The sequence below is a fragment of the Streptomyces coeruleofuscus genome (genome assembly GCF_039532725.1).
Lineage (GTDB): Bacteria > Actinomycetota > Actinomycetes > Streptomycetales > Streptomycetaceae > Streptomyces > Streptomyces coeruleofuscus.
Genome location: NZ_BAAASE010000001.1, coordinates 513,495 through 537,977, shown reverse-complemented (window position 1 = coordinate 537,977; position 24,483 = coordinate 513,495). Strand labels below are relative to the sequence as shown.

At 70.3% G+C, this 24,483-nt stretch carries 21 protein-coding genes; 10 read left to right on the top strand and 11 right to left on the bottom strand.

The features are described from left to right. Nucleotides 1-7: 7 nt before the first annotated feature. Complete coding sequence (locus ABFX81_RS02295) at nt 8-457, bottom strand: ATP-binding protein (protein ID WP_086855630.1); 450 nt, start codon at nt 455-457, stop codon at nt 8-10. A gap of 85 nt (nt 458-542) precedes the next feature. Between ABFX81_RS02295 and ABFX81_RS02290 the strand changes: the two genes are divergently transcribed. Both ABFX81_RS02290 and ABFX81_RS02285 read left to right on the top strand, forming a co-directional pair. Continuing rightward, nucleotides 543-1,376, top strand: a complete 834-nt coding sequence (locus ABFX81_RS02290) for a helix-turn-helix domain-containing protein (RefSeq protein WP_346137547.1) — start codon at nt 543-545, stop codon at nt 1,374-1,376. After that, nucleotides 1,373-1,561, top strand: coding sequence for a DUF397 domain-containing protein (locus tag ABFX81_RS02285; RefSeq protein WP_086855629.1), 189 nt, complete (start codon nt 1,373-1,375; stop codon nt 1,559-1,561). Before ABFX81_RS02290 ends, ABFX81_RS02285 begins: the two co-directional genes overlap by 4 nt. On the opposite strand, the gene ABFX81_RS02280 is transcribed toward ABFX81_RS02285, so the two are convergent. The 7 genes from ABFX81_RS02280 to ABFX81_RS02250 form a co-directional block, all read right to left on the bottom strand. After that, nucleotides 1,509-3,053, bottom strand: coding sequence for a carboxylesterase/lipase family protein (locus ABFX81_RS02280; RefSeq protein ID WP_346137546.1), 1,545 nt, complete (start codon nt 3,051-3,053; stop codon nt 1,509-1,511). The genes ABFX81_RS02285 and ABFX81_RS02280 overlap by 53 nt on opposite strands. A 94-nt stretch (nt 3,054-3,147) precedes the next feature. Continuing rightward, nucleotides 3,148-4,395, bottom strand: coding sequence for an alginate lyase family protein (locus ABFX81_RS02275; protein ID WP_086846400.1), 1,248 nt, complete (start codon nt 4,393-4,395; stop codon nt 3,148-3,150). A gap of 25 nt (nt 4,396-4,420) precedes the next feature. Further along, the gene (locus ABFX81_RS02270; RefSeq protein WP_086846402.1) at nt 4,421-7,762 is read right to left on the bottom strand and encodes an alginate lyase family protein; all 3,342 of its coding nucleotides are present in this window, start codon (nt 7,760-7,762) and stop codon (nt 4,421-4,423) included. Between the two features lie 26 nt (nt 7,763-7,788). Then, nucleotides 7,789-9,321 (bottom strand): glycosyl hydrolase family 28 protein, encoded by a 1,533-nt coding sequence (locus tag ABFX81_RS02265; protein ID WP_086846404.1) that lies wholly within the window; start codon nt 9,319-9,321, stop codon nt 7,789-7,791. 33 nt (nt 9,322-9,354) lie between these two features. Further along, on the bottom strand, nt 9,355-10,218 hold the full coding sequence (locus ABFX81_RS02260) for an ABC transporter permease subunit (RefSeq protein WP_086846406.1): 864 nt from the start codon (nt 10,216-10,218) through the stop codon (nt 9,355-9,357). Then, nucleotides 10,215-11,210 (bottom strand): ABC transporter permease subunit, encoded by a 996-nt coding sequence (locus tag ABFX81_RS02255; protein WP_086846408.1) that lies wholly within the window; start codon nt 11,208-11,210, stop codon nt 10,215-10,217. Before ABFX81_RS02255 ends, ABFX81_RS02260 begins: the two co-directional genes overlap by 4 nt. Beyond that, the gene (locus ABFX81_RS02250) at nt 11,207-12,556 is read right to left on the bottom strand and encodes an extracellular solute-binding protein (protein WP_086846410.1); all 1,350 of its coding nucleotides are present in this window, start codon (nt 12,554-12,556) and stop codon (nt 11,207-11,209) included. Before ABFX81_RS02250 ends, ABFX81_RS02255 begins: the two co-directional genes overlap by 4 nt. A gap of 502 nt (nt 12,557-13,058) precedes the next feature. On the opposite strand from ABFX81_RS02250, the gene ABFX81_RS02245 reads away from it, so the two are divergent. Continuing rightward, on the top strand, nt 13,059-14,072 hold the full coding sequence (locus ABFX81_RS02245) for a hydroxyacid dehydrogenase (protein WP_346137545.1): 1,014 nt from the start codon (nt 13,059-13,061) through the stop codon (nt 14,070-14,072). A 244-nt stretch (nt 14,073-14,316) separates the two neighbouring features. Here ABFX81_RS02245 and ABFX81_RS02240 read toward each other — a convergent pair whose 3' ends face one another. Beyond that, the gene (locus ABFX81_RS02240; RefSeq protein WP_086846412.1) at nt 14,317-14,874 is read right to left on the bottom strand and encodes a hypothetical protein; all 558 of its coding nucleotides are present in this window, start codon (nt 14,872-14,874) and stop codon (nt 14,317-14,319) included. A 318-nt stretch (nt 14,875-15,192) separates the two neighbouring features. On the opposite strand from ABFX81_RS02240, the gene ABFX81_RS02235 reads away from it, so the two are divergent. The 6 genes from ABFX81_RS02235 (at nt 15,193) to ABFX81_RS02210 (ending at nt 22,761) form a co-directional block, all read left to right on the top strand. Next, nucleotides 15,193-16,281 (top strand): substrate-binding domain-containing protein, encoded by a 1,089-nt coding sequence (locus ABFX81_RS02235; protein ID WP_086846415.1) that lies wholly within the window; start codon nt 15,193-15,195, stop codon nt 16,279-16,281. A 382-nt stretch (nt 16,282-16,663) separates the two neighbouring features. Then, on the top strand, nt 16,664-18,001 hold the full coding sequence (locus ABFX81_RS02230) for an extracellular solute-binding protein (RefSeq protein WP_086846417.1): 1,338 nt from the start codon (nt 16,664-16,666) through the stop codon (nt 17,999-18,001). Nucleotides 18,002-18,011: 10 nt separating this feature from the next. Next, nucleotides 18,012-18,896 carry an ABC transporter permease subunit gene (locus tag ABFX81_RS02225; protein ID WP_086846419.1) on the top strand — a complete coding sequence of 295 codons (885 nt, stop codon included), beginning with the start codon at nt 18,012-18,014 and terminating at the stop codon, nt 18,894-18,896. Next, complete coding sequence (locus ABFX81_RS02220) at nt 18,896-19,810, top strand: carbohydrate ABC transporter permease (protein ID WP_346137544.1); 915 nt, start codon at nt 18,896-18,898, stop codon at nt 19,808-19,810. Before ABFX81_RS02225 ends, ABFX81_RS02220 begins: the two co-directional genes overlap by 1 nt. Before the next feature lie 126 nt (nt 19,811-19,936). Further along, nucleotides 19,937-21,532 carry a glycoside hydrolase family 43 protein gene (locus ABFX81_RS02215; RefSeq protein WP_346137543.1) on the top strand — a complete coding sequence of 532 codons (1,596 nt, stop codon included), beginning with the start codon at nt 19,937-19,939 and terminating at the stop codon, nt 21,530-21,532. A gap of 185 nt (nt 21,533-21,717) precedes the next feature. Next, entirely contained in the window at nt 21,718-22,761 is a 1,044-nt protein-coding gene (locus ABFX81_RS02210) for a LacI family DNA-binding transcriptional regulator (RefSeq protein ID WP_346137542.1), read from the top strand. Between the two features lie 85 nt (nt 22,762-22,846). Here the strand turns inward: ABFX81_RS02210 and ABFX81_RS02205 are convergent, their stop codons facing one another. Then, nucleotides 22,847-23,254, bottom strand: coding sequence for an SRPBCC family protein (locus ABFX81_RS02205; RefSeq protein ID WP_346137541.1), 408 nt, complete (start codon nt 23,252-23,254; stop codon nt 22,847-22,849). A 114-nt stretch (nt 23,255-23,368) separates the two neighbouring features. Here ABFX81_RS02205 and ABFX81_RS02200 point away from each other — a divergent pair, with 114 nt between their 5' ends. Then, the gene (locus ABFX81_RS02200) at nt 23,369-23,773 is read left to right on the top strand and encodes a VOC family protein (RefSeq protein WP_346137540.1); all 405 of its coding nucleotides are present in this window, start codon (nt 23,369-23,371) and stop codon (nt 23,771-23,773) included. Here the strand turns inward: ABFX81_RS02200 and ABFX81_RS02195 are convergent. Next, nucleotides 23,753-24,442: a helix-turn-helix domain-containing protein gene (locus ABFX81_RS02195; protein ID WP_086854576.1), complete on the bottom strand. Its 690-nt coding sequence runs from the start codon at nt 24,440-24,442 to the stop codon at nt 23,753-23,755. The two genes, ABFX81_RS02200 and ABFX81_RS02195, sit on opposite strands and share 21 nt — an antisense overlap. Between the last annotated feature and the right edge of the window lie 41 nt (nt 24,443-24,483).

Below are 24,483 nucleotides of genomic sequence, written 5' to 3'. Positions count from 1 at the left end.
ACATGTTTCAGGGCACGAACTCGCACCAGACGATCTTGCCGGGACTCCTCGCCCCCACGCCCCACTTGTCCGCCAGCTCCGAGACCAGCAACAGGCCCCGCCCGCCCTCGCAGGGCTCCTGGTCGTCCTGCCGCGGCAACACCGGCACGCCCTCACCGCTGTCGTGCACCTCGACCCGTACGCCACCGTCCTCGTCGTACGGCACCAGCCTCAGCAGGAACCCACGGCCGGGCGGCACGCCGTGCACCAGCGCGTTCGTCGCCAGTTCGCTCACACAGAGCAGCACGTCCTCCGCGCGCCCGTACCCGCCCCAGTCCTGGAGCGCCTCGCGTGCGAACGCGCGCGCGGCCGGAACGGACTGGCGCTCCCGGCGGTAGAACCGCTCGCGCGGGGACGGGGGTTGGAACAGGAGTGGAGTTTTGTCATTCACGGGACGACGGTCACACTCCGTGGCCATCATGGAACAGAGCGCGCACTCGTACAGCCATGTTGTACGTGCGCGCAACAGTGCAAGTACGCGCGCGGGTGGGGAGTTCGCCGCCATGAGCACCACGACACGGTCACGACGGTCACGCAGGAACGCCTCGGCGATGAGGATGGTGGGCGCGTTGCTCGCCCTCTTCCGGGAGGCGGCCGGGTACACGCAGAAGTCCCTCGGGGAGATCTTCGTCGTCGGCGAGCAGCAGATCGCGTCCATCGAGCAGGGCAGACGGCCACTGAAGATGGACCTCGCCGAGCAGTTGGACCAACTCCTGGATACCAAAGGGGCGTTGGTGGCTGCGTTGTCGGAGATGCCGGAGGTGGATCTCATCCCGTTGTGGGCGGAGGAGTTCCTGGATCGGGAGCGAGAGGCGATCGCGATCTCGTCCTACGAGAACCAGGTGCTGCCGGGCCTGCTCCAGACGGAGCCGTATGCGTGGGCGGTGTTCCGCAGTCGCGTGCCGTTCTACGACGAGGACACGATCGCCCAGTTGGTGGCGGCGCGCCTCGAACGCCAGAGGATCCTGCAAGGCAAGAACCCGCCCATCACCTGCTTCGTGGTCTGGGAGCCGGTCTTACGAGCGCCCATCGGCGGCAGGGAGGTCTGGGTCGAGCAACTGCGGCACCTGCGCGCGTGCTCGGAACTGCCGGGTCTCATGTTCCAGGTCCTGCCGCTGAATCGCACCAGCCACGCCTCCCTCGATGGCCCATTCGTCCTGCTGGAAACGCCCGAACACCAGCGGCTCGTCTACACGGAGAACCAGCGCGGCAGCCAGCTCATCGCTGACCCTGATGAGGTGGCGATCCTTACGCAGAAGTGTGCGATGCTGCGGTCACAGGCCCTCACCCCCGAGGACACGAGGGACCTGCTGGACCGTCTTCTGGGAGAGGCATGAGCAGCACCGCACCTGAGTGGTTCAAGTCCAGCTACAGCGGCAGCGAGGGCGGCAACTGCCTCGAAGTAGCCACCCAGCCCACCGCAGTCCACATACGCGACAGCAAGACCCCCACCACCCCCCACCTCACCATCACCCCCGCCACCTGGACCGCCTTCCTGTCGGCACTGGCTCCTCAAGAGTGACGGCGGCGGCGTCGGTCGCCCACAGGGCGAGTTCGCGGTCCCGGGGGCCGTACGCCGTGTAGGCCACGCCGTTCTCGGCGTCCGGTGCGCGGTCTCCGAAGACCCGCACCGGGTGGGCCGCGTCCCAGCGTTCCCAGCCCGGGTCGCCGTCCCTGGCGAAGCGCACCCAGGCGTCGTGCATCGCGTCGGCCAGGTCCTGCGGGGCGCCTTCTCCGGCCAGTTTGCGGGACTCCGGGACCTTCCCCGTGTCGAAGACGAAGCCGAGCTCCAGCGCGTGGCACGAGCCGAGGTCGGGGAGGTTCGAGGGCCAGGCGAACTCGTAGACGTACGACGGTTCCGTACGGGCGTCGGCCAGGTGGTGCAGGGGGACGCGGAGGAGATGGTCGGTGACAAGCTGGCCGACGATGTCCGCCGTGCGCGCCTCGGGGTGCAGGGCGCGGTAGCCGCGCGGGACCTCGCTGCCGCAGTGGCAGCGGGCCATGGCTCCCGCGAAGGCGACGGCTCCGAGGCGGTCGACGCGGTCCAGGAGGCCGCCCGGGACCAGCCACAGCCGGTACTCGTCGCGGGTCCAGCCCATCATCAGCTCGACGCCGGCGGCGGCGCCGCCCTCGGTGAGGGCCTCCAGGGGATTGCGCGGGACGGTGTCGCCGTCGATGACAATGCCGAAGGCGGGGCCGCCGACCACCGGGCTGCTGAGCTTGCCCACCTCGGCCTGGGTGTGCAGCAGCAGTTCGCGGTCGACGGCGGCGAAGGCCTCGGCGGTGGCGGGGATCTTCAGCCGGGAGGCCATACGGCGCACCATGCGCCGTACCTTGGCCCGCTCGGACGCCTCGGGCGGTCCGCTCTGGAGGACCGCCCGCCGGACCAGGCCCTGGGTCTGCGGGGCGGCGACGAGGGCTCCGATGCTGATCGCCCCGGCGGACTGGCCGAAGAGGGTGATGCGGCCGGGGTCGCCGCCGAAGGCCTCGATGGCCTCGTACACCCAGGTCAGGGCGGCGATCTGGTCGCGCAGGCCCGGGTTGGGGGGCGTGTCCGGGAACAGTCCGTAGCCTTCGACGCCCAGCCGGTAGTTGACGGAGACGCAGACCACGCCGTCGCGGGCGAAGGCGTGGCCGTCATAGACGGGGACGGCGGACGAGCCCCTGGTCAGGGCGCCGCCGTGCAGCCAGACGAGGACGGGGAGCCGGGCCCCGGGGTCCGGCTGCGGGGTCCAGACGTTGAGGTTGAGGCAGTCGTCGCCCGGCACGACCGGGTCGGACAGGTAGTGCGCGAACGCCTCGGAGTACGGGGGTTTCGGCGGGGTGGGGCCGAAGGCGCCGGCGTCGCGGACGCCCTCCCAGGGCGGGAGAGGAACGGGCGGGCGGAAGCGGCGGGGGCCGAACGGGGGCGCCGCGTACGGGATGCCGCGGAAGACCGCGACTCCCCGCTCGTAGCGGCCACGTACGGCCCCGTACGCGCTCTTGACCACGGGGTCCGCCTGGTCTGCCGTCATACCGCCCACCAGCCCTTCGCCGCGCTCGTGCACCGGGTGATACCAGAGCACCACATGGTCCACCGGTATTCCGGTGCACGAACCGGCTTGACGGCTATTTGGCGTACATCAGCGTGCCGAACCCGAGCTGGTCGAAGCCGCCGCTGGTGGTGCCGTAGTCACCTCCCCCGCCCTCGGGGGCGATGGAGAAGCACATCTGGGCGATGTACTTGTCGTCGAGGAGCAGGCGCCGGCCGTAGTGGTAGTGGAGCATCGCCCACACCGGGCGGACCTGGCCGCGGGATCCGGAGCCGATCACGGTCTGTGACTGCTGGGCGCAGTTCTGGCCGCTGCCCCAGGTGTAGGTGGTGTAGGGCACGTTCATGTTCAGGTTGTACTTCGCGACGTACTGGGCGGCCTTCATGAAGCGGCGGCCGTCGTAGGAGTACAGGTCTTCGCCCTGGTTCCAGGCCATCTCGCACAGGGCGCCCATCTGGCCCATGCCCATGACGGTGTGGCCCTGGTCGCGGCCGGACTCCTGCCACTGGCCGAGGTCGTAGCCCTCGACACCCGGGTAGAGGAACGGCACCGCGCGCCGGATCTGGCCGTTGCCGCCGCCGTTCTTGAAGTAGTTCACGGCCTGGTCGTACTTGGCGCCGTCGTCGCACAGGATCCCGATGGCCATGACCGAGGCCATGTTGCACAGGTCCCAGTTGGCCCAGTAGTTGGTGATGCAGGCGTCGTTGTGGCCGGTGAGGAACTGGTTGTTGAGCGGGTAGAAGACGTTGAGCATCATCGTCTTGAACCGGTTGAGGTCGAACCCGGCGTACCCGCGCATGAGCTCGGCGACGTTCGCGAACTGCCAGCCGTAGAGGCCTGCGGCCAGGAACCGGTCGGCGTTTCCGGTGATGCTGGTGAGCGTGGACGACCAGGCGTTGAGGATGCGCACGGCGCAGTCGGCGTTCGCGGCGGTGCCGCCGACGTGCCAGCGCAGCGCGTTCTGGTAGGCGGCGTGGATGTCGTTGTAGAGCTGGGGGTAGTTCTGGCCGTCGCCGCCGCGGATGATCGTGGCGGTGGGGCGGGGCGTCCAGGTGGACGCCGAGTGCGAGTTGGCGGTCAGTCTTTGCCAGCCGGAGGCCCAGGGGTCGTCGCCCGCGGCGACCCTGACCTTGGCGCGGTTGATGTCGCCGGCGTTGTGCAGCATGCCGGGGTGGGTGAAGGTCGCCGGGGCCGCGTCCGCCGTGGTGGCGGTGGCGGTGGCGCCGAGGGCGAGGGCCGCGGTGAGGCCGCCGGCGGTCTTGAGCAGACCGCGGCGGCTCACCTGGCCGCCCTCGTCGTGCGTGTGGGGGGAAGTGCGGCTCATGTGGGGTTCTCCGATCCGTGGAGGACTACATGGGGGTGATGCTCACCTCGTCGAACTCGGTGGTGCTGTGGGTCAGGGGGCTGCGGGAGCAGACCACCAGGCCCACGTAGTAGGGGGCGTCACCGAAGCCGGGGATGTCTCCCTCGGCGAGGGGGGTCCAGGTGGCGCCGTCGTCGGACGAGACGGATGCGGTGAAGCGCGTCCCGGTGCGCTTCAGCCGCAGCAGGCACGGGGCGGTGACCGCCGCGTTGCCCGTGAAGGTGGACCGCGCGGCGACGGTCGTGCGCAGCATCAGCTGGGCGCTCGTGCCGCCGGTGACGATCGTCCCGGCCGCCTGGTCGAACGGCGACAGGGACTTGGCCATGAGCAGGCCGACCCGGTCGCCGGTGGCTCCGGCGCGGGAGAGCAGGCGGGCGGTGACCTCGCAGTCACCGGTGACGGGCCGTCGTACGAACTGGCCGGTCATGCCCTGGTTGTTGACCGTGAGGTCGGTCCCGGCGCCCCGCACCACGAAGGTCCCGTCCTCGTGGGCGGTGCTGCCGGGGGTGCGGACGGCGACCACGCCCAGGGTGCCGTAGGCGCGGTCGTCGAGGACGACATCGCCCAGGTCGCCGTAGGTCCAGGGCGCGGGCGGCGGGGTGCCGACCGTGAGGGTGAGGGTGCCGGTGGCGTCCCCGGCGGCGTTGCCCGCCGTGGTGGTGACCTCGAACTCGCCCGTCTGCGTGGGTGTTCCGGAGATCAGGCCGGTGCGCCGGTCGACGCGCAGGCCGTCGGGCAGTCCGTCGGCGGTGAACCGTATCGGTTCGTGCGAGGCGCGCAGGAAGTGCTTGAAGGGCACGCCCTTGTTGGCGAACGCCGTGGTGGCGGAGGTGAGTTGCGGCTTGGCGGGTGTCGGCATCGTCGACGTGGCGGTCTCCGACAGGGGGCCGCGTCCGGCGCAGTTGGTCTTGGCGACGGCGTAGTGGTACGTCGTGCCGGGGGTTCCGGTGGCGTCGGCGTAGCGGACGCGGGTGCCGAAGCCGACCGCGCCGATGCCAGTGGCGATCGTCTCGTAGGGGCCGTCGGCCGCGGCGGCGCGCAGCACCTTGTAGCGGGCGGAGAGGTCCGGGTCGGTCCAGGCCAGTTCGACCGCGTCGGGGCCCGTGGTGGCCCGCAGGTCGCCGGCGGCGGTGGCCGGGCGGGGCACGGACCAGACCTCGCCGGCGGTCCGGGAGACGACGCTGACGTTGTCGAAGGCTCCGGTGCCGGTCTCGGCGTACGCCTCGTCGACGCCGAGGCAGGACGTGAGGGTGAGACCGACGTACGCGGTGACGCCCAACTCGACGTCGCTGGAGCCGACTTCGGTCCAGCGGATGCCGTCCGGGGAGATGGCGCCGGTGCAGCGGTCGCCCCGGCGGGTCACGCGGACCCAGTACGGCATGCGCATCCGGTAGCCGTCGCCCGCGCCCTCGACGTACGGAGCCTCCAGCGGGGTCGCCGACTCGGGCAGCGTGCCGAAGGAGGAGATCGGGAAGCCGGCGCTGGTGGTGATCGCCTGCTGCTGGGACGGCGGCACGGGTGTGCTGCCGGTGCCCTTGGTCCGGGCGCCCGCCTCGGGCCGTACGGACCACACGCCGCTCCAGGTGTGCAGCGGCAGGCCCTGGATCAGCATGGCGGCGTGCGCCGCGTCCGCGTCCAGGCCGGCCCGGACGGTCACGCCGATCTTGGAGTACTGGGAGCTGAGCGGATACACGATCCGCGCGGTGATCGTGCCGTCGCCGCGCAGCGGCAGGTACGCCAGGCGGTGGGTGTCGGCGGTGCCGGACGCCTCCAGGACGAACCGCTCGCCGTCGAAGACGGCCGAGCCGGGGATCCTCACGTCCCCGACGTCCCGCGTCTCCCAGGGGTCGGGCAGCCCGGGGACCGCCACCGCCCAGGCCGAACGGGCGCTGGTGCCACGGGAGTTGGTGGCGGTGATCCGGTAGTAGGAGGGCCTGCCCGCGCGGGCGTCACGGTCGGTGTGGGCCGGCGTGTCGAGGCCGGTCGCGATCGTCTCGTACGGTCCGTCGGCAGTGGTGGCGCGCAGGACCGTGTACGACTCGGCCCACGCCGACGGCACCCAGGTCACGGTGACGGACTTGTCGCCGCCCACCGCCGTGACACCGGCCGGAGCCGTGGGCCTGGCCGGGGACGGGGCCTTCGTGCCCGCGAAGGTGAGGGTGCCCCAGCTCGGCAGGTCGTCGTTGCTGCCCTCGACGACGCGGGCCCCGCCCGTGCCGCGGAAGACGGCCGCCTTGGTGTAGGGGGTGTCGAGGCCCCGGACTCCGGCGTAGTGCGCGTAGGTCATCTCGTAGATCGGCGGCAGGTTCCCGCGTCCGACTGCGGAGACGGACTTCTTGACGTACTTGCCGGTGCGGTCCAGGTCGGGGACGAAGGGCACGTCGCCGCCGAGGTTGTAGCGGGCGGCGTACTCGGCGTTCTCCAGCAGCCGGTTGCCGTCGAAGGCGTACAGGTCGACGCCCTGGTTCCAGGCGACCTGCGCGGCGTCCGCGAGCAGGCCGACGGCGAGCTGCTCGTGGCCCTGGTCACGGCCGGACTCCTGTCCCTGGCCGGCGTCGGTGACGATGCGGTGCGGGACACTGCCGTTGCCCGCGCCGGCGGCGGCGAAGCGCAGGGCGTCCTCGAAGAGGGTGGGCTCCTCGCAGAACACGCCGATGGCCAGGATCGACTGGACGGACGTCAGGTCCCAGTTGCCGTTGGCGTAGAGCATGTAGCCGGAGATGGCCGGATACCAGACGCGCAGGAAGGACTCCTCGCAGCGCGCGATGTCCTCCTTCGCCCAGCCGTCGTAGCCGCTGTGCCGCAGCAGTTCGGCGGCGTTGACGAACTTGAAGACCTGGAGGCCCGCGCCGAGCGGCCCGTCGGCGCCGGTGACGGCCGTCAGGGACGCCGACCAGGCGTTGAGGATGTCGCGGGACTTGTCGGCGTACGCCCGCTCGCCCGTAATGCACCACATCAGGGCGGTCTGGTAGGCGGCGGCCGAGTCGGCGACGGCCTGGTTCTGGAAGTTGGTGGGGCCGCGGCCCCAGGAGGTGATCTGGCCGGTGTTCTGGATGGCGTAGGTGGCCTTCGAGCGCGCGTGGGCGGCGAGCGCGAGGTAGCCGTCGTGGACCGGGGATTCCTTGGCGGCGACCGCGGCCTTCATGCGGGCCAGGTCCTCGGCGCTGTGCAGCAGCCCGGGGTGCGTGAAGGCGCGGAGCCCGGTGGTGCCGTCCTGGGCGGCGGCCCGGGCGGTGCCGGACGCGAGCAGGCCGCTCGCGCCCGACACCAGCAGCAGGGCGGCCGCGCCGCCGAGGAAGCCACGGCGGCTCGGTGCGGGGGTGCTCATGGACGTGCTTCTCACGGGGACGGTGCTCATGACGCGGCGGCCGCCGCGGCCTCGGCGGTGGTGAGGAACTTGAGGTTCGTCACGTGCTCGTTGACGAACATGGGCACGCCGTCCGAGGCCAGGTACCACTTCGGCTTGCCCGTGCTGTCGGCGATCACCCTGCCGTTGACGCGGAGGTTCTCGAAGGTGACGTCCTTGATCGCGTGCTCCGCGTCGAGGCCGGCGATGATCGAGAGGTCGGCGTTCTTGCCGTTGTAGCTGAGGTCCTTGATGTAGACGGACTCGATGCCGCGGCCTGCCGACGTGTTGTACTTCGGGTTGTACTCGACCCGCATGTGGATGAGCTGGCCCCAGCGGAAGTCCTCCACGCGGATGTCGTCGAACCTGACGTCCCGGACGATGTTGCTGTCGCCGACCATGAAGGCGATGGCGCCCTGGTAGGTCACCTGCGGCTCGCGGTGGTCGAGGATGTCGATGTTCTCGTAGCGCAGGTTCTCCAGCACCTCCGGGGTGTCGGAATTGCCGTGCACGCCGATGTTGATCGGGTGGGCGACGTCGGCCCAGAGGGAGCAGTTCCTGACGGTGATGTTGCGGGTGTCGCCGTAGAAGTCCCAGCGGTGGGTGTAGAGGGCGACGCTGTCGTCGGAGGTACGCAGGAAGCAGCCGTCGACCGTGACGTTCTCGGAGCAGTAGAGCTGGATGCCGTCACCCCAGCCCTGGTGGCTGAAGGCGCGCAGATTCTTGATGGTGAGGTTCTTGGACTCGGCGACCCTGATGTTCTCGTACCGGGGGTTGAGGATCGTGACGCCGTCGATCGTGACGTTCTCGCACTTGCGGACGAAGACCGCGCCGCCGGTCGTGTCGTAGACCACGCCGCGGCCGATCAGCCGGGAGTTCTCCACGCCCTCGAAGATCACACTGGAGGTGAGGACGGCACCCGGGGCCAGGTAGACGGTGGTGCCGCTGGGCACCTTCAGGGTTCGGTCGGGGTGGGTGTGCAGACCGGGACCGAAGTACATGACCTTCTTGTCGCCCTCGGTGGGCACGTCCTGCTCGATCGGGTTCGCGAACAGGTGCAGGCAGTCGAAGATCTTGTCGTCGATCTGGACGACCAGGTTGCGGGGCCGGTCCAGGGTGAAGCGCGCGGTGCTGCCGAGCACCTCGGGCTTGATGCCGTACGAGTCCGGGCGGATGCGGACCTTCTCGCCGCCGCCCGGGTTGTACGTCACCTCGACCTCGACCGTGCCGGAGAAGTCGAAGGCGGCCCAGGAAGAGTTCTGGGCTCTGTTGCTGCCGGTGTTCGCGTCGATCAGTGCGAGCTTGGCGAGGTAGACGCCGAGCTTCTGCCAGGTGCCGCCGAGCGGCCGGACTTTGACGGTGAAGGAGTTGTTGACAGGCACCTTCGGAAGCGTCGGGTGGATGACCACGCTGTCGCCGGTGGTGCCGGTCTCATCCGCCGCGGCGGCCTGCGCGGTGCCCGCGATGCTGCCGGCCAAGCCGGCGGCAGCGATGACACCGGCGGCCTGGAGGGTGGTTCGGCGTGACAGGGGCGCGTTCATGCGTAACTCCTTGCAAAGGTTCGGTAAGAGGGGTCACTTCAGTCCGGTCGTGGACATGCCGGCGACGAAGCCGCGCTGGGCGATCAGGAAGATCAGCAGGATCGGCACGACGTACATCACGGAGGCCGCGGCCTGGAGGTTGGCGACGGGTGTTCCGGCCGACGTCACGTAGGTGGTCATGACGGCGACGGCCAGCGTCGACTTGTCGGTCGACAGCAGTAGCTGCGGGGCGATGTAGTCGCCCCAGGACCAGGTGAAGGCGATCACGAAGCTCGCGGACAGCACCGGCCAGGACTGCGGCAGGAAGATCCGCCAGAAGATCATGCCGTAGCCGCAGCCGTCGACGATCGCGGCCTCCTCCAGCTCTCGGGGCAGCCCGGCGAAGAACTGCCGGAAGAGGAAGACCAGATAGGGGGCGGCGGCCAGTCCCCAGAACACCCACGGCCAGTACGTGTCGACCATGCCGAGCTTGGCGAAGATCAGGTACGTCGGCAGCAGGGTGATCATCTGGGGCAGCATCATCGAGCCGATGAGAATGCCGAACAGCGTCTTCTTGCCGGGGGCTTCCAGGCGGGCGAAACCGAATCCGACCCAGGCCGAGCTGAGCGTGACGAGCACGGCGTAGATCAGGGCGATGATCAGGGAGTTGCGGGCGTAGCCGAGGAAGTCGATCAGGTTGAAGGCATCGGCGAAGTTCTGCCACTGGAAGTCGGTGGGCAGCCAGTGCACGGGCGAGGCGGCCAGTTCCGCCGAGGTCTTCAGGCCGTTGAGGATCAGCCACCCGAAGGGGCCGATGAACAGCCCAGTGAGGGAGACGAGGACCGTGTAGAGGACGAGGCGGTTGGCGCGCACCCGCACTCGGGGCGCGGAGTTCGGCGGCAGGCTGGTGGCGGTCACTTCTTCGCCTCCGGGTCGACGTTGTAGAACACCACGCCGGACGTGAACTTGAAGATGAGTCCGGTCACGATGAGGATCAGAACGAAGAGCACCCACAGCAGTGCGGAGGCGTAGCCGTAGCGGCCGAGCGCGAAGTACTGCGAGAAGACGTGCATCATGTACAGGTAGTTGGACTGCGGCAGGGCGGTGACGCCGGCCGTGGTGCCGTCCGGTGACAGCAGCAGCGGCATGATGGTCTGCACGGAGGCGATCACACCGGTCACGGTCTGGAAGAGCAGCACCGGCGACAGCAGCGGCACGGTGATGCTGCGGAAGGTCCGCCAGGCACTCGCCCCGTCGATCCGGGCGGCCTCGTGGAGTTCCCGGGGCACGTCCTGGAGCCCCGCCAGCGAGATGATCATGACGTTTCCGGCCGCCCACAGCACGCTCATCAGCAGCACGAAGCGGGCGTAGGGATCGGCGAGCCAGCCCAGCGCGTCGAAGCCGAACAGGGTGATGACGCCGTTGGCGGCACCGGAGTTCTGGTCGAAGAGCGCCTTGAAGGTGAGGCCCACACCGACCGGGGGCACGACGGCCGGCAGATACAGCAGGGTGCGGAACAGCCCGCGCGCCTTGACCGGCCGGTTGACCAGGACGGCGAGCCCCAGCCCGGCGATGATCGACAGCGGCACCGACGTGAGCGCGAACAGGCCGGTGCGGCCCAGGGAGTTCCAGGTCTGCGGGTCGGAGAACAGCTCGGTGTAGTTGCCGAGGCCGACGTAGCGCCAGTGCGGCGAGATGCCGTCGTACGTGGTGAAGCTCAGCCACAGCGCGTACGCCATCGGCACGATCGTCAGCAGCAGGAAACCGAGGATCCAGGGCGCGGTGAACAGGTAGAAAGCGCGATGCCTGCGCGCGGTCATGGAGATCCGGGGCCGCCGGTCCGGCGCGGCGCGGCCGGCACTCGCGGCCGGGCGGGACCGTTCTGTGACGGGTATCTGGTCGACCGTCATCCCACCTGCTCCTTACCGCGCTTGAGCTGCTCGTTCATGGCCGAGTTCAGGCGGCCCGCCAGGGTGTCGACGGACATCCGGCCGTTCATCGCGGCCGGGGCCTCCTGGTTGAAGAGGGCGTAGAGCGAGTCCGCCGTGGCGTAGGGGGTGTAGGCGATCACCGAGAAGTGCTTCAGCTCGGCGTTCTGCACTTTCAGCACGCGCTTCTGGTAGTCCTCCTGGGCCGGCATCAGCGGGCGCAGGGACTTCAGCGTGGGGATGCCCCAGCCGCTGGAGGCGCGGGCCTTGGCCGGTCCCTCGCCGAAGAACCACTCGAAGACCCGCCAGGCGGCGTCCTTGTTCTTCGCCTTCTTCGGCATCCACAGTCCGGTGCCGGCCTGGCACGGGCTCACCCGCTGACCGCCCTCGAACATGGGGGCCGGGGCGAGGCGGGCGAGGGGCGCCAGCTTCTTGTCGGCGTTGATCAGGCCGCCGAGCCAGTAGCCGGAGTTGGACATGGCCATGCGGTTCGCCTGGAACGTGGGCCCGTCCCAGGTGTTGGGGTCCGGCTGGATGATGCTGGGACCGACTCTGGCCCGGCCGTACTCGATGTACCAGGTCAGTGCCTTGCGGGCCTCGGGGGTGGTGAAGTCGACCCGGGAGAAGTCGTCGCTGAACAGCCTCCCGCCCGCCGCGGCCGTCAGGCTCGCCAGGAGGTTGGGGGTGGACACGCCGTTGTAGCTGCCGCCGAAGACGGTCGTCTGGCCGCTCTTGCGGCGGGTGAGCCGCTCGGCGTTCTCCAGCCACTCCTCGAAGGTGACCGGCTCGGTCTCGGGCGGGTAGTCGACGCCCGCCTCGTCGAAGAGGGCGGTGTTGTACCAGTACATGGAGTCCTGGGAGAAGTCCTTCGCCATGCCGTAGCGGGGGCCCTTGCCCTGGGTGCGGCCGTCGAAGCGCCACAGGTCGTTGACCGGGTCCAGGTCGCCGACCCTGAGGACGCTGCTCCCGGCGAAGTAGGGGTCCAGGTCCTCCATCACGTCCCGCGCCGCGAAATAGGGCGCGTCGGTGGCGCCGACACCGCGGACCAGGTCGGGCGGGGCGCCGTTGGTCATCATGCCGATGAGCTTGGTGATGTCGTAGCGCACCGTGACGATCTTGACGCCGATGTCCTTCTGGGCCTGTCTGACCAGCTCCGGGGAGATGTCGTCGGGCTTGACCATCAGCGTGACCGTCTCGCCGCCGCCGCTGACGCCGCCGGAGACCCGCATCGCGCAGCCGTTCAGCGCCGCCGTGCCGGTCGCGGCTCCGGCCGCGGAGAGGGCGAGGAATCGGCGGCGGCTCAGGGAAGCACCAGCATGTGGGTGCATGAACGCACCACCTCCTTGCTTTTCCGGCTTGCTGTGGCAACCGGTTGTTGTGCGTGGGGCAGAGCTTCTTGCCGTCGGGATGGCGCGTCAAGAGCCTTGACGAATTTTCGAAAAGACTGTGTAACCTCGGTGTCATCAGCCAGAGCACCGGTGAGTCCTGTTTTCGGCCGTCGCGATCAAGCCGCCGACGGATGGTGGGATGCCCCTGACCAGGGGCGGTTGGGACCTCGTCTCGGCAACAAACTTAGGAACCGGTTGCCGAAGTGGTCGGCCGGGGGCTCGGGTACCGAGAGGGGCGCAGTCTGCCTCCACCTCCGTGCACTGAAACATCAGTAACCGATTACCACCACATGCCATGCCGGGCCCTCGGGGACGGAGGCTCCGACCCCCTCACTTACTGACAGCCGACGCCCCGGTCCTGCCGATTGACCACCGCTTCCCGGCGGACCTACGGTAGAAGGCGCTTTCTGAAACTGTTTCCATCCTCTGCTCCAGGAGTGTCATGCCCAGCCCTCAGCTGCCGCGGGCCGTGTTCGCGATGGACCCGGTTCACCTCCCGCTGCTCTTTCCTCCGCCGCTGATGGAGCGGCTGAGGCGCACGGCCGACATCGATCCCGGGTTGGTCGTGCGGGACTTCACCGATCCGGCCGCGGCCGGTGCACTGGCCTCCGCGGAGGTGCTGATCACCGGCTGGGGCTGCCCGCACCTGGACGCCGGCGCCCTCGCGGCGGCCCCGAGGCTGGACGCCGTCCTGCACGCGGCCGGGTCCGTGCGCTCCCTGGTCGGCGACGCCCTGTGGGAGCGCGGCGTGAAGGTGTCCAGCGCGGTGACGGGCAACGCCGTGCCCGTCGCGGAGTACACGCTCGCGATGGTCCTGCTCGTGGGCAAGGACGCCTTCGACCACCGCGAACGCTTCCGCCGCACGCACGCCTACCCCGGACCCGCGGAGACCGCGGCCACCGGCAACCTCGGCCGCCGGGTCGGTGTCATCGGCGCGTCCCGTGTGGGCCGCCGACTGCTGGAACTGCTGCGGCCGTTCGACCTCACCGTGCTGCTGCACGACCCGTACGTGAGCCCGGCCGAGGCCGCCGCCCTCGGTGCCGAGTCGCTGTCGCTGGAGGACCTGCTCCGACACAGCGACATCGTGAGTCTGCACGCCCCCGACATCCCCGAGACCCACCACATGCTCGACCGCGACCGGCTCGCCCTGGTGCGGGACGGCGGCGTGCTCATCAACACCGCCCGCGGCGCGCTGGTCGACCATGACGCGCTCGCCGACGAGCTGGTCTCCGGCCGGCTCAGCGCGGTCCTCGACGTCACGGACCCGGAGCCGCTGCCGGCCGGTTCCCCGCTGTACCACCTGCCCAACGTGTTCCTCACGCCGCACATCGCCGGCTCCCTGGGCAACGAACTGGAGCGGCTCGGCCGCATCGTGGTGGAGGAACTGGAGCGCCTGGTGTCGGGCGCGCCGCCGGCCCACGAGGTGCTGCGGGCGGATCTGGCGCGGGTGGCGTGACGCCGTGGCGGTCGGACGGTCCGGACTTACGGCGGATCGAGCAGGACCGGCACCGTTCCCCGGCGGACACGCCATGACAGGCGGCCCTGCGGCAGGACGGCGCGGCCTTGCGATCGGACGACGCGACCCCGCGACCGGGCGACGCGACCCCGCGGCCGGACGACACGGCCCCGCGACCGGACGGCGCGGCCCTGCGGCCAAACGCCGAGGAAGGAGCGCGAAGTCGAAGTCGACCGCCGGGCCCTCACTCGGGGGACGGCCTCGTCACTCCGAGGTCCTCGCGCATCGTGGTGCGCATCCTGGACAGGTCTTGCCAGCCCTGCTTGATCGCATCCCGCACGCCCTCGATGTCGTCGCCGTCGCGCGTGGTGCCGCGGGTGAGGCGGGCCAGGACGCCGTAGACGGAGTTCAGGTCCCTGTCGACCCGTCTCACCTCCGTCAGCACGATGTCCGGCACGATCATCTGGGCCTCGGCGTAGCGGCGACGGTAGTCCACGCGGGCCGCCTCCACCGTGGCCAGCGACTCCTGCGGGTCGTACCCGATGCGCAGTACGTGGGAGTGGTCGTTGAGGGTCGCCAGATAGTGGCGGGCGGCGGCGTTGAACTCCGTGTACGCCGCTCTGCGGGCCTCACGCCCCGACTCCGCTCGCCGGGCGGCCGTCTCGGCACGGCGTGTTCCTTCGAGTCGTTCCCACTCCTCGCGGCGGGACGCGTCTCCGCGGCGCTGGGTCAACAACGCCGAACCCAGCGTGCCGCCCACGCCCACCACCGCCGCAAGCAGGCCCGCCACAGTCGGGTCCATCGCGCCTCCCCCGTGCCGACAGCGCCTCCGTACCGCCACTCAGTGTGCCTGCCGGAGGCGCTCCGCCACAGAACGCGTTACGGCCGGTGACCAGCGGCCGGGGGATGCGACGCGGCTTGCCACGGCAGGGCAGGCGGTTCCGGCCACGTCATGCCGGGCAGGCGCATCCAGCCCCTGTCCACAGGCCCTCCAGCCCTGGAGTAACGATGGGATACGGTTTCCGCACGGCGCGGGCACGACCCCGGCAGCAGGCGCGGCCGGGCCCGCCACCGACCGGACGACAACAGTCCGGGCCACTACCGCGAAGGAGCCGCAAGGGTGAGTCAGCGCAAGGCGACGAGCGACGCCGGACGGGCGACCATTCGCGACGTCGCGGAGCGGGCCGGCGTCTCCGTGGCCAGCGTCTCGCGGGTGCTGTCCGGCAATTACCCGGTGTCGGAGGAGCTGCGCCGCAGGGTGATGAAGGTGGTCCGGGACCTGGACTACGTCACCAACGCCCATGCGCGTTCCCTGGCCGGCGGCGGCACACCGACGGTGGCGATCCTCATCAACAACATCACCGGCGCCGCGTTCGCGCATGTCGCCAAGGGCGTCGAAGGGGCCGCCACCCTGCGCGGCTGGCTCTCCCTGGTCGGCACCACCGGCGACGACCCCGAGCGGGAGCTGGCCCTGGTGAATCTGATGCGCCAGCAGGGCGTGGCCGCGGTGATCCTGCTCGGCGGGGCCTACGACTACGACGAGTACCAGCTGCGCATGGCCCGCTTCGCCCGCTCCCTGGACGCGGCCGGCTCGCACCTGGTCCTGGTGGGCAGGCCCCCGCTGGAGGGCGACGTCCCGGCGACGACCGTCGACTACGACAACGAGGGCGGCGCCTACGCGATGGCCAGCCATCTGCTGTCGGCCGGTCACCGGCGCGTCCTGGTCCTGCCGGGGCATGCCGAACTGACCACCGCTCAGGGCAGGTTGAAGGGAGCGCAACGGGCCTTCGAGGCGTACGGCGTGCCGTTCGACCCGGGCATGGTCCGGCACGGCCCGTACGACTACGAGCACGGGTACGAGGCCGTCGAGGCGGCCCTGCACGACACGCCGGACTTCACCGCCGTGCTCGCGGGGACGGACGTGGTCGCGGCGGGTGCCATGCAGGCCCTGCGCGCGGCGGGTCTGCGGGTGCCCGAGGACGTCTCGATCGTCGGCTACGACGACATCCCGCTCGCGTCCCAGCTCACTCCCCAACTGACCACCGTGCACGTTCCGTACGAGGAGATGGGCCGAGTCGCGCTGCGCGCGGTGGCCGACCGGCGCGAGGGCGGCGCGGGGCGGCGTAAGAGCGCCGACGGCGACCACCTGGTGCTGGGCACGCATGTCGTGGTCCGCAACTCGGTGCGGCCGCCGGGTCAGCGCGGATAGCGACCAGATGTAGTTACGTAACCGGTTACCAGGGGCTTCGAGGGCCGTTCGAGGTTTCGTCGGCGTGACCGAAGAGGCCCTGGACCGGCGCGCCTAGGACCCCACTGACCTGCGCGTATACGAGCCCGTGCGCGAGCGGACGCCGCGCGTCCGGGGTAACCCGGCAGACAATCCGCCGCAACAAATTTCCGCGCACCTCTTGCTAAGAGCCGAGCTACGCGCCTACGGTCCCAGCAACCGCTTACTACAGCTTCTGCTTACGCTTGGCCGAACCCCCCGCAACCGCGAGCCGACGGTTTCCGGCCGCCGTTCCTGGCCGGCACAACCGAGCCGCTGCCGTCCTCTCGTTCTGAGAACGCCTATTCCGAAGGATCACGGTCAGATGAACTTCACCAGCCCCCGGAGAAGGTTCGCCTCCGCCGCAGTCGCGGGTATCGCCCTGACAGGTCTCCTCTCCGCCTGCGGCGGATCCGGCTCGGGTGACGACGCCGCGTCGAAGTCCGGCCCGGTCACCCTCCCCTTCTGGGGCTGGGCCAACGGCCAGGAGGCGGTCGTCAAGGCGTTCAACGCCTCGCACAAGGACATCCAGCTGAAGTACACCAAGGTCACCGACCAGCTCACCATGCAGAAGCAGCTGACCAACGCGGTGAAGGCCGGCAACGCCCCCTGCCTGGTGCAGAACACCGCCGAGTACGTGACGAGCTGGGTCTCGCAGGGCGCGCTCGCCGACATCACGAGTTACGTCGAGGGCGAGAAGGACAAGTTCAACACCGGTGCCTGGGCGAGCGCTCAGGTGCAGGGCAAGCTCTACGGCGTGCCCACCAGCTCGGCCCCCCAGTTCACGATCTACCGCACGGACATCTTCGAGAAGTACGGCCTGAAGCCCCCGGCCACCTGGAACGACTTCATCGCCGCGGGCAAGGAGCTGAAGAAGCACGGCATCAAGATCACCAACTACGCCGGCGAGGACCCGAGCACCCTGGAGGTGCTCGCCATGCAGGCCGGTGCCCACTGGTACTCGATCGACGGCAACGCCTGGAAGGTGGACTTCCAGGACGAGGGCACCCTGAAGGCCGCGAAGGTGATCCAGGACATCATCGACAACGACCTGAACGCCAAGCTGTCCTTCGCCGACTACGCGGCCGTGCAGCGCAGCTACGACACCGGCGCCACCGCCACCCGGCAGATCTCCACCTGGCAGATGGCCGGCATGGTGCAGAACTTCACCAAGTCCTTCGGCGACTGGGCGCTGGCCCCGTGGCCGACGTACAAGGGGGAGGCGCCCAAGACGCCGGCGGGTACGAACCTGACCGGCAGCGTGACGCTGGTGACCGAGCAGTGCAAGAACCAGGAGCAGGCCGCGCGGGCCGCGCTGTGGATGTCCACGAACCAGGACGCGGTCAAGACGATGGCGAGCCCGGAGACGGGCAACGGCGTGATGCCGGCGCTGGCCGACAGCGAGACCTACGTCGGTGAGTCGATCTCACAGAAGCTGCTCGGCGAGAACTACGAGCCGGCGCAGAAGGTCGTGACGGACAGCCTGGGCACCGTCACCACCGACTGGACCTTCGGTCCCAACTGGACCGCGATGTTCACCGAACTCCAGGCGGGCTGGGCCAAGGTCGTCAACAAGGAGCAGAAGGTCACCGACCTGCTCGCGCACATGCAGGAGTGGACGGTCAAGGACCTGAAGTCCCGCGGTATCAGCGTCAAGGGCTGAGGCGTTCTCGATGATTCGCTCCATGCGCTGGAAGGGTGCCGCGTTCACGGTGCCCTTCCAGCTCGGCTTCGTCTTCCTGTACCTGCTCCCGATCGGCTACGCCGTCTACGAGTCGCTGTTCACGGAGAAGCAGTCCGGGCTCGGCCTCGGCGGCGCCACGACGGAGTTCGTCGGGCTCGACAACTACACGCAGGGCCTGACCGACTCGGCGTTCATGAACTCCATCCTGCGCGTGGTGCTCTTCGCCTGTGTGCAGATCCCGTTCATGCTGCTGATCAGCCTGCTGCTGGCGCTGTTCCTGGACGCGCTCACCTCCAGGACGGCGAGCCGGTTCCGGATCCTGCTGCTGGTGCCGTACATGATCCCGGGCGTGGTCGCGGCGATCGTGTGGGTCAACCTCTACAGCCCGGACGTCGGCCCGCTCACCCCGATCGGCAAGGCCCTCGGCTTCGACTGGAACTTCTTCGCTCCGTCGATGGTGTGGCCGTCCATCGGCAACCTGCTGACCTGGCACGGCATCGGCTACAACATGGTGATCATCTACTCGGCACTCCAGGGCGTGCCCCGCGAGCTGTTCGAGGCGGCCCGGCTCGACGGCGCCTCCGAGCTGCGGATCGCGCGCAGCATCAAGATCCCGTACGTGCGCGGGGCGCTGGTGCTGACGGGGCTGCTGTCGATCATCCAGATGCTCCAGATCTTCAACGAGCCGGCGCTGTTCCGGAACATCACGCCGCAGACGGTCAGCGACAGCTTCACCCCGATCATGATCATCTACAACCAGGCGTTCAACGCGGGCAACTACAACTACGCGGCCGCCCTCTCCGTGCTGCTCGCCCTGATCCTGGGCGTGGCCTCCTTCCTCTTCTACCGGCTCACCTCGAAGGAGGCCGACTGATGGTGCTGACCGAGCACACCACCGAGCGGCCCCCCGTCCGCAGCGTCCGGCGCCTCCCCCGCCCGGACGCGGCCTCCCGCGGGCGGGGTGGTCAGCGCTTCCTGCTGGTCGGGCTGATCCTGGCCAGTGTTTACAGCCTGTTCCCGGTGTGGTGGCTGATCGTCGCCGCGACCAAGGACCGCACGGCGCTGTACCAGAGCAACGGCCTGTGGTTCTCCGGCTGGCACCTGTGGGAGAACCTGCAACAGGTGTTCACCTACCAGGACGGCATCTTCCTGCGGTGGACGGCCAACTCGTTCCTGTACGCCGGGGTCGGCTCGCTCGGCGGCACGCTGATCGCGCTCGCAACCGGTTACGGCCTCGCCCGGTTCGACTTCCCCGGCCGCAACGTGATCTTCGCGTGTGTCGTGGGCTCGTTCCTGATCCCGATCGCCCTGCTCACGCTGCCGCTGTACCTGCTGTTCTCGGCGCTCGGCATGGTGGACACCCCGTGGGCGATGCTGATCCCCTGCCTGATCAACCCGTTCAGCGTGTACCTGGCCAAGGTGTACACCGAGGCCACGGTCCCCTACGAGCTGCTGGAGGCGGCCCGGATCGACGGTGCCGGCGAGCTGCGGATCTTCTTCAGCATCGTGCTGCGGATGATGACGACGGGCGGCGCGACGGTGTTCCTGCTGGCCTTCGTCAACACCTGGAACGCCTTCTTCCTGCCGCTGACCGTGCTGCGCGGCAAGGAGAACTGGACCCTCAACCTGGGCCTGTACAACTGGACGGGCACGCGCCTGGAGTCGGGCATCGACCTGACGGGCCTGGTGCTGACCGGCGCGCTGCTGTCCATCGTCCCGATGGCGATCATGATGGTCGCGATGCGCCGCTACTGGCGGTCGGGCGTGACGCTCGGCGCCCTCAAGTGACCGGCGGCCTCAAGTGACCCTCGCCCTCAGGTGATCCCCCTCGCCTCTCCCTGACTCCCGGGGGCCGCAGGTGACCCTGACTCCCCGCGGCCCCCGGGTGCCCATCCCTCCTCCCGGAGCCCTCCCGTGACCGTCCTGCACAACCCCGTCCTGCGCGGCTTCGCCCCCGATCCCTCCCTGATCCGGGTCGGCGACTGGTACTACGTGGCGACCAGCTCCTTCGAGTGGTTCCCGACGATCCCGGTCCACCGCTCCCGCGACCTGGCCCACTGGGAGTACGCGGGGCATGTCCGGGGCGCGGCCCCCGGCGGCTCGCTGGCCGGGGTGCCCGACTCCGGGGGCGTCTGGGCGCCGTCGCTGAGCTGGGACGGGGAAGGGTTCTGGGTGACGTACACCGTCGTGCGCTCGGTCGGCACGCCGTACTTCGACCTGGACACCTACGTGTCGACGGCCACCGACGTGAGCGGCGAATGGAGCGCGCCGCGCCGGGTCGCGAGCCACGGCTTCGACCCTGCCCTGTTCCACGAGGACGGCAGGCTCTGGCTGCTGAACCTCCAGAACGACCACCGGCCGGGCGGCCGGAGGTTCGCCGGGATCGTCGTCACGGAGCTGGACCGGGACACCCTGGCGGCCGTCGGGCCGACGCGTCTGCTGCTCCAGCACGACCGGCTCATCGAGGGGCCGAAGCTGGTGCGCCGCGCCGGCTGGTACTACCTGGTGCTCGCGGAGGGCGGCACGGGCTGGGAGCACGGGGTGCGGGTGGCCCGCAGTCGGGAGCTGACGGGACGGTACGAACTCGACGACCGGCCGCTGTTGACCACCCGGGACGCCCCGGACGCGCCGTTGCAGAAGGCCGGGCACGGCGAGCTGGTCGAGACGCCGGGCGGGCAGTGGCTCCTCAGCCATCTGACGGCCCGTCCGCTGCACACGCCGCAGGGCCGCCGCTGCCCGCTCGGCCGGGAGACCGCGATCCAGGCGGTGACCTGGGACGCGGAGGGCTGGCCCCGGCTGCGGCAGGGCGGCTGGCACCCGGCGGTGGAAGTGGACGTGCCGACGCGGCCGCACCCGCTGCCTCCCGCCGCCCCGCCCGAGGGCTTGTCCTGGCCGTGGAGCTCCCTGCGCGAGCCGCCGGACGCGTCCTGGGCCGACACGACGGCCCGGCCCGGCTGGATCCGGTTGCGCGGCCGGCACGGCCCGGAGTCCCGCTGGGCGAGCAGCCTGCTGGCCCAGCGCGTCACCGAGCACCGCGCGGAGGCCGAGGTCACCGTCGAGGCGCGGCCGGTCACCTTCACCCAGGCCGCCGGGCTGGTGCTCTGGTACAACCCCGAGGCGTACCTCAGCCTGGACCTGACCTGGGCGGAGCCCGAGGGCGAGCCGCAGTGCGGACAGCAGTGGAGCGCCGCGGGAGACGGCCGCACGGTGCTCAGCCTCGTCGAGCGTGACGAGGGCGGGACACGGCAGCTCGCGGTCGTCGAGGTGTCCGCGGGGGCACCGGTGACGCTCGGCGTGACGATCGAGGGAGCCGAGGCACGCTTCTGGCACGTACGGGACGGGGGGCGCACGGCGATCGGACCGGCCCTGGACTTCAGCCGGCTGTCCGACGACCACGGTTCCCGGCTGCGCTTCACCGGTGCGATGGCGGGCATCCACGCCCGGGACCTCGTGGACGCCTTGTTCACAGCGGACTTCAGGGGGTTCCGGCTGACCTGCACACCCGACTGAGGGCCTTGTTCGGGGTTTCGAAAGTTTTGACCGGCGAGAACCCGTGAATTCACTTGTCTTCCCGCCGTCATGCGCCGCACCTAGAGTAGGAAGCGCTTTCTGTCGGCTCGGGCTCCGGACCGCGGTGAGCAACGCTGGTCGAAACTTTCCACGGCCCTCGGGCGGGCCGGAGAGGTGGGTTCCCGATGGTCCGTACGGCGAGTGCGAGCGCGGCGGCAGGTCCGACGCTGGCGGTCGTGGCGCGCGAGGCGGGGGTGTCGGTGCCGACCGCGTCGAAGGTGGTCAACGGCCGCGAGGACGTGGCGCCCGAGACCCGCCGCCGCGTCACCGAGGCGCTCGACCGGCTCGGCTATGTCCGCAGACCCCGGTTCGACGCGACCAAGGCACCCCGGCTGGTCGACCTGGTCGTGCACTCGCTGGAGAGTTCCTGGTCGGGCGCGGTGCTGCACGGGGTGGAGGAGGCGGCGCACGACGCCGGCCTGGAGGTCGTGGTGTCGGCGGCCCTGACCCGCACCCGGGCCGGCCGCCCGGAGCGCGGCTGGCTGGACAAGCTGGTCGCCCGGGGCTCCTCCGGGGTCCTGTTCAACCTGGCCGAGCTGAGCGATTCCCAGTACGCCTGGCTGGAGCAGCACCGCATCCCGTTCGTGATGATCGACCCCGTCCAGGAACCGCCGGAGGGCGTGGCGTCGGTGGGCGCGGCGAACTGGCAGGGCGGTCTGACGGCCACGGAGCATCTGCTGTCCCTGGGCCACGAGCGCATCGCCGTCATCGCCGGTCACCGGCGCACGCTGTGCAGCAGCGCCCGGGTCGCCGGTCACCGCTCGGCGCTCGCGTCGGCCGGGGTCCGGCACCGCGCCGAGTACGTCCGGCACGCCGGCTTCGACGAGAACCTGGCCCGCCGCCGCATGCTGGAACTGCTCGACCTGCCCGAGCCGCCGACGGCCGTCTTCGTCTGCTCGGACCGGATGGCGCTGGGGGTTTACGAGGCCCTGGCCGAGCGGGGGTTGAGGGTCCCGGACGACATCAGTGTGGTGGGCTTCGACGACCTGCCCGAGGCGCGCTGGGCCTCCCCCGCACTGACCACGGTCCGCCAGCCGCTGTCGGAGATGGCCGCGACGGCCCTGCGGTCGCTGCTGCGCCTGATGGACGGCCACCATCCGGAGAGCACGCGGACGGAGTTGTCGACGCGGTTGGTGGAACGGGCGAGTACGGCGGCGCCGCGGGTGTAGTGCAGTCGACGGCGACCGGCTCGGCCTCCAGGGCGAGGACGCCATGAGCGACCGGCAGGCTTTCGGGACTTTGCGGACACACCCTTTAGGCCGGTTCCATCAGCCGTTTCAGGGCGGTGAGGTCGGCGGTCACCGCCTCCGCGTCGCGGTGGAAGTCCTCGTCGCTCATCCAGGGCTGCCGGCGCAGGGTGAACACCACCTCGCAGCCGGGGCCGTCGGCGATCACCCGCATCGGGTTGTGGACGGTCTGCCCCGAGGGCAGCGTGACGTCGTGGTCGAGCACGCCGAAGTCGTTCCTGGGCGTGAAGTCCACCACCACCCGCCCCATCTGCGACTCCCCCACCCACCGGCCGTCCACCAGCTCGATGGAACGGGCCAGTCCGGGGGCCCAGCCGGGGACGTTGGCGGGGTCGGAGACGTAGTCGTAGACCTCACGTGCGGGTCGGTCGACGGGGATGCCGAGGTGCCGGGACTGCCGTGTCGTGGTCGTCATGGCGGCGACGTTACGGGCCTGCCCGGGGGGCCGTCTTGAACGGATCGGACACCGGCCGGCGCGGTGTCCGATTCCTTCAAGACCGGGCGCCGCGGGCATGCCTACGGTAGGCCCATGACTGCACGATTCGATGCCATCGGCCTGGTCGTCTCCGACATGGCCGCCTCCGTCGCCTTCTACCGCCGGCTCGGGTTCGCCTTCCCGGAAGGTGCCGAGCACCAGCCGCACGCCGAGGCCGAACTGCCCGGCGGGCTGCGGCTGATGTTCGACACCGAGGAGACGGTCCGCTCCTTCCTGCCCGAGTGGCAGCCGCCCTCCGACGGCGGCCGGACCTCGCTGGCCCTGCGCTGCGACGGTCCGGCGGAAGTGGACGCGTTGTACGAGGAGCTGGTGGGCACCGGGTGCCACGGCGAGCTCAAGCCCTGGGACGCCTTCTGGGGGCAGCGGTACGCCGTCGTGCTCGACCCGGACGGCAACGGGGTGGACCTGTTCGCTCCGCTAGCCGCGGCGGGCGAGTAGCTCCCCCAGCGGGAGCCCCGCCAGCTCCCTGACGTCCCGGGCCAGATGGGCCTGGTCGGCGTATCCGGTCCGGGCGGCCGTGTCCGCGAAGGGGACACCGTCCCGGGCCAGCGCGAGGGCGCGGCGCAGCCGCAGGATCCGGGCCAGGGTCTTGGGGCCGTAACCGAACGCGGCCAGCGAACGGCGGTGCAACTGGCGTGCCCCGAGGCCGAGTTCGTCGGCGGTCGCGGCGACCGGGCGGCCCGCGTCGAGGGCGGTCACGACGTGCCGCAGCAGCGGATCCGGCGGACCGGCGCCGGCGGCCTGCCGCAGGGCGAGGTCCTCCAGTCCGCTCGCCGGGTCGGGGGCCGCGTTCACCCGGGCCGCCAGTCGCCGTACCTCCGCGGCCGGCCACAGATCCGCGAGCTCGACACGACGGTCGCGCAGCTCGTGCGCCGGTACACCCAGCAGGGCCGGGGCCGTGCCCGGGTAGAAGCGGACACCGGCCCAGGCGCCGTTCTCGCCGTCCGTGACATGGGCGTGGGTATCGGGCCCGGCGACCAGCAGCCGCCCCTCGTACCACAGCAGATCCATGCACCCGTCGGGCAGCACACGCGCCGCCCGGTCCCGCTCCGGGACATTGCTCCACACGACCGCTCCGGCCAGCCGCGACGCCCGCTCCACGTACACGTGAGCCAGGCTACGCCGCGCGGCGAGGCTGCCGCGAGCCT

Excerpts from the sequence above, each read along its gene's own strand:
- ABFX81_RS02265 (WP_086846404.1), bottom strand. The coding sequence starts at position 9,321 with ATGAACGCGCCCCTGTCACGCCGAACCACCCTCCAGGCCGCCGGTGTC.
- ABFX81_RS02225 (WP_086846419.1), top strand. The coding sequence starts at position 18,012 with ATGATTCGCTCCATGCGCTGGAAGGGTGCCGCGTTCACGGTGCCCTTC.
- ABFX81_RS02240 (WP_086846412.1), bottom strand. The coding sequence starts at position 14,874 with ATGGACCCGACTGTGGCGGGCCTGCTTGCGGCGGTGGTGGGCGTGGGC.
- ABFX81_RS02205 (WP_346137541.1), bottom strand. The coding sequence starts at position 23,254 with ATGACGACCACGACACGGCAGTCCCGGCACCTCGGCATCCCCGTCGAC.
- ABFX81_RS02200 (WP_346137540.1), top strand. The coding sequence starts at position 23,369 with ATGACTGCACGATTCGATGCCATCGGCCTGGTCGTCTCCGACATGGCC.
- ABFX81_RS02280 (WP_346137546.1), bottom strand. The coding sequence starts at position 3,053 with ATGACGGCAGACCAGGCGGACCCCGTGGTCAAGAGCGCGTACGGGGCC.
- ABFX81_RS02255 (WP_086846408.1), bottom strand. The coding sequence starts at position 11,210 with ATGACGGTCGACCAGATACCCGTCACAGAACGGTCCCGCCCGGCCGCG.
- ABFX81_RS02290 (WP_346137547.1), top strand. The coding sequence starts at position 543 with ATGAGCACCACGACACGGTCACGACGGTCACGCAGGAACGCCTCGGCG.
- ABFX81_RS02275 (WP_086846400.1), bottom strand. The coding sequence starts at position 4,395 with ATGAGCCGCACTTCCCCCCACACGCACGACGAGGGCGGCCAGGTGAGC.
- ABFX81_RS02220 (WP_346137544.1), top strand. The coding sequence starts at position 18,896 with ATGGTGCTGACCGAGCACACCACCGAGCGGCCCCCCGTCCGCAGCGTC.
- ABFX81_RS02230 (WP_086846417.1), top strand. The coding sequence starts at position 16,664 with ATGAACTTCACCAGCCCCCGGAGAAGGTTCGCCTCCGCCGCAGTCGCG.
- ABFX81_RS02285 (WP_086855629.1), top strand. The coding sequence starts at position 1,373 with ATGAGCAGCACCGCACCTGAGTGGTTCAAGTCCAGCTACAGCGGCAGC.
- ABFX81_RS02270 (WP_086846402.1), bottom strand. The coding sequence starts at position 7,762 with ATGAGCACCCCCGCACCGAGCCGCCGTGGCTTCCTCGGCGGCGCGGCC.
- ABFX81_RS02245 (WP_346137545.1), top strand. The coding sequence starts at position 13,059 with ATGCCCAGCCCTCAGCTGCCGCGGGCCGTGTTCGCGATGGACCCGGTT.
- ABFX81_RS02210 (WP_346137542.1), top strand. The coding sequence starts at position 21,718 with ATGGTCCGTACGGCGAGTGCGAGCGCGGCGGCAGGTCCGACGCTGGCG.
- ABFX81_RS02250 (WP_086846410.1), bottom strand. The coding sequence starts at position 12,556 with ATGCACCCACATGCTGGTGCTTCCCTGAGCCGCCGCCGATTCCTCGCC.
- ABFX81_RS02295 (WP_086855630.1), bottom strand. The coding sequence starts at position 457 with ATGGCCACGGAGTGTGACCGTCGTCCCGTGAATGACAAAACTCCACTC.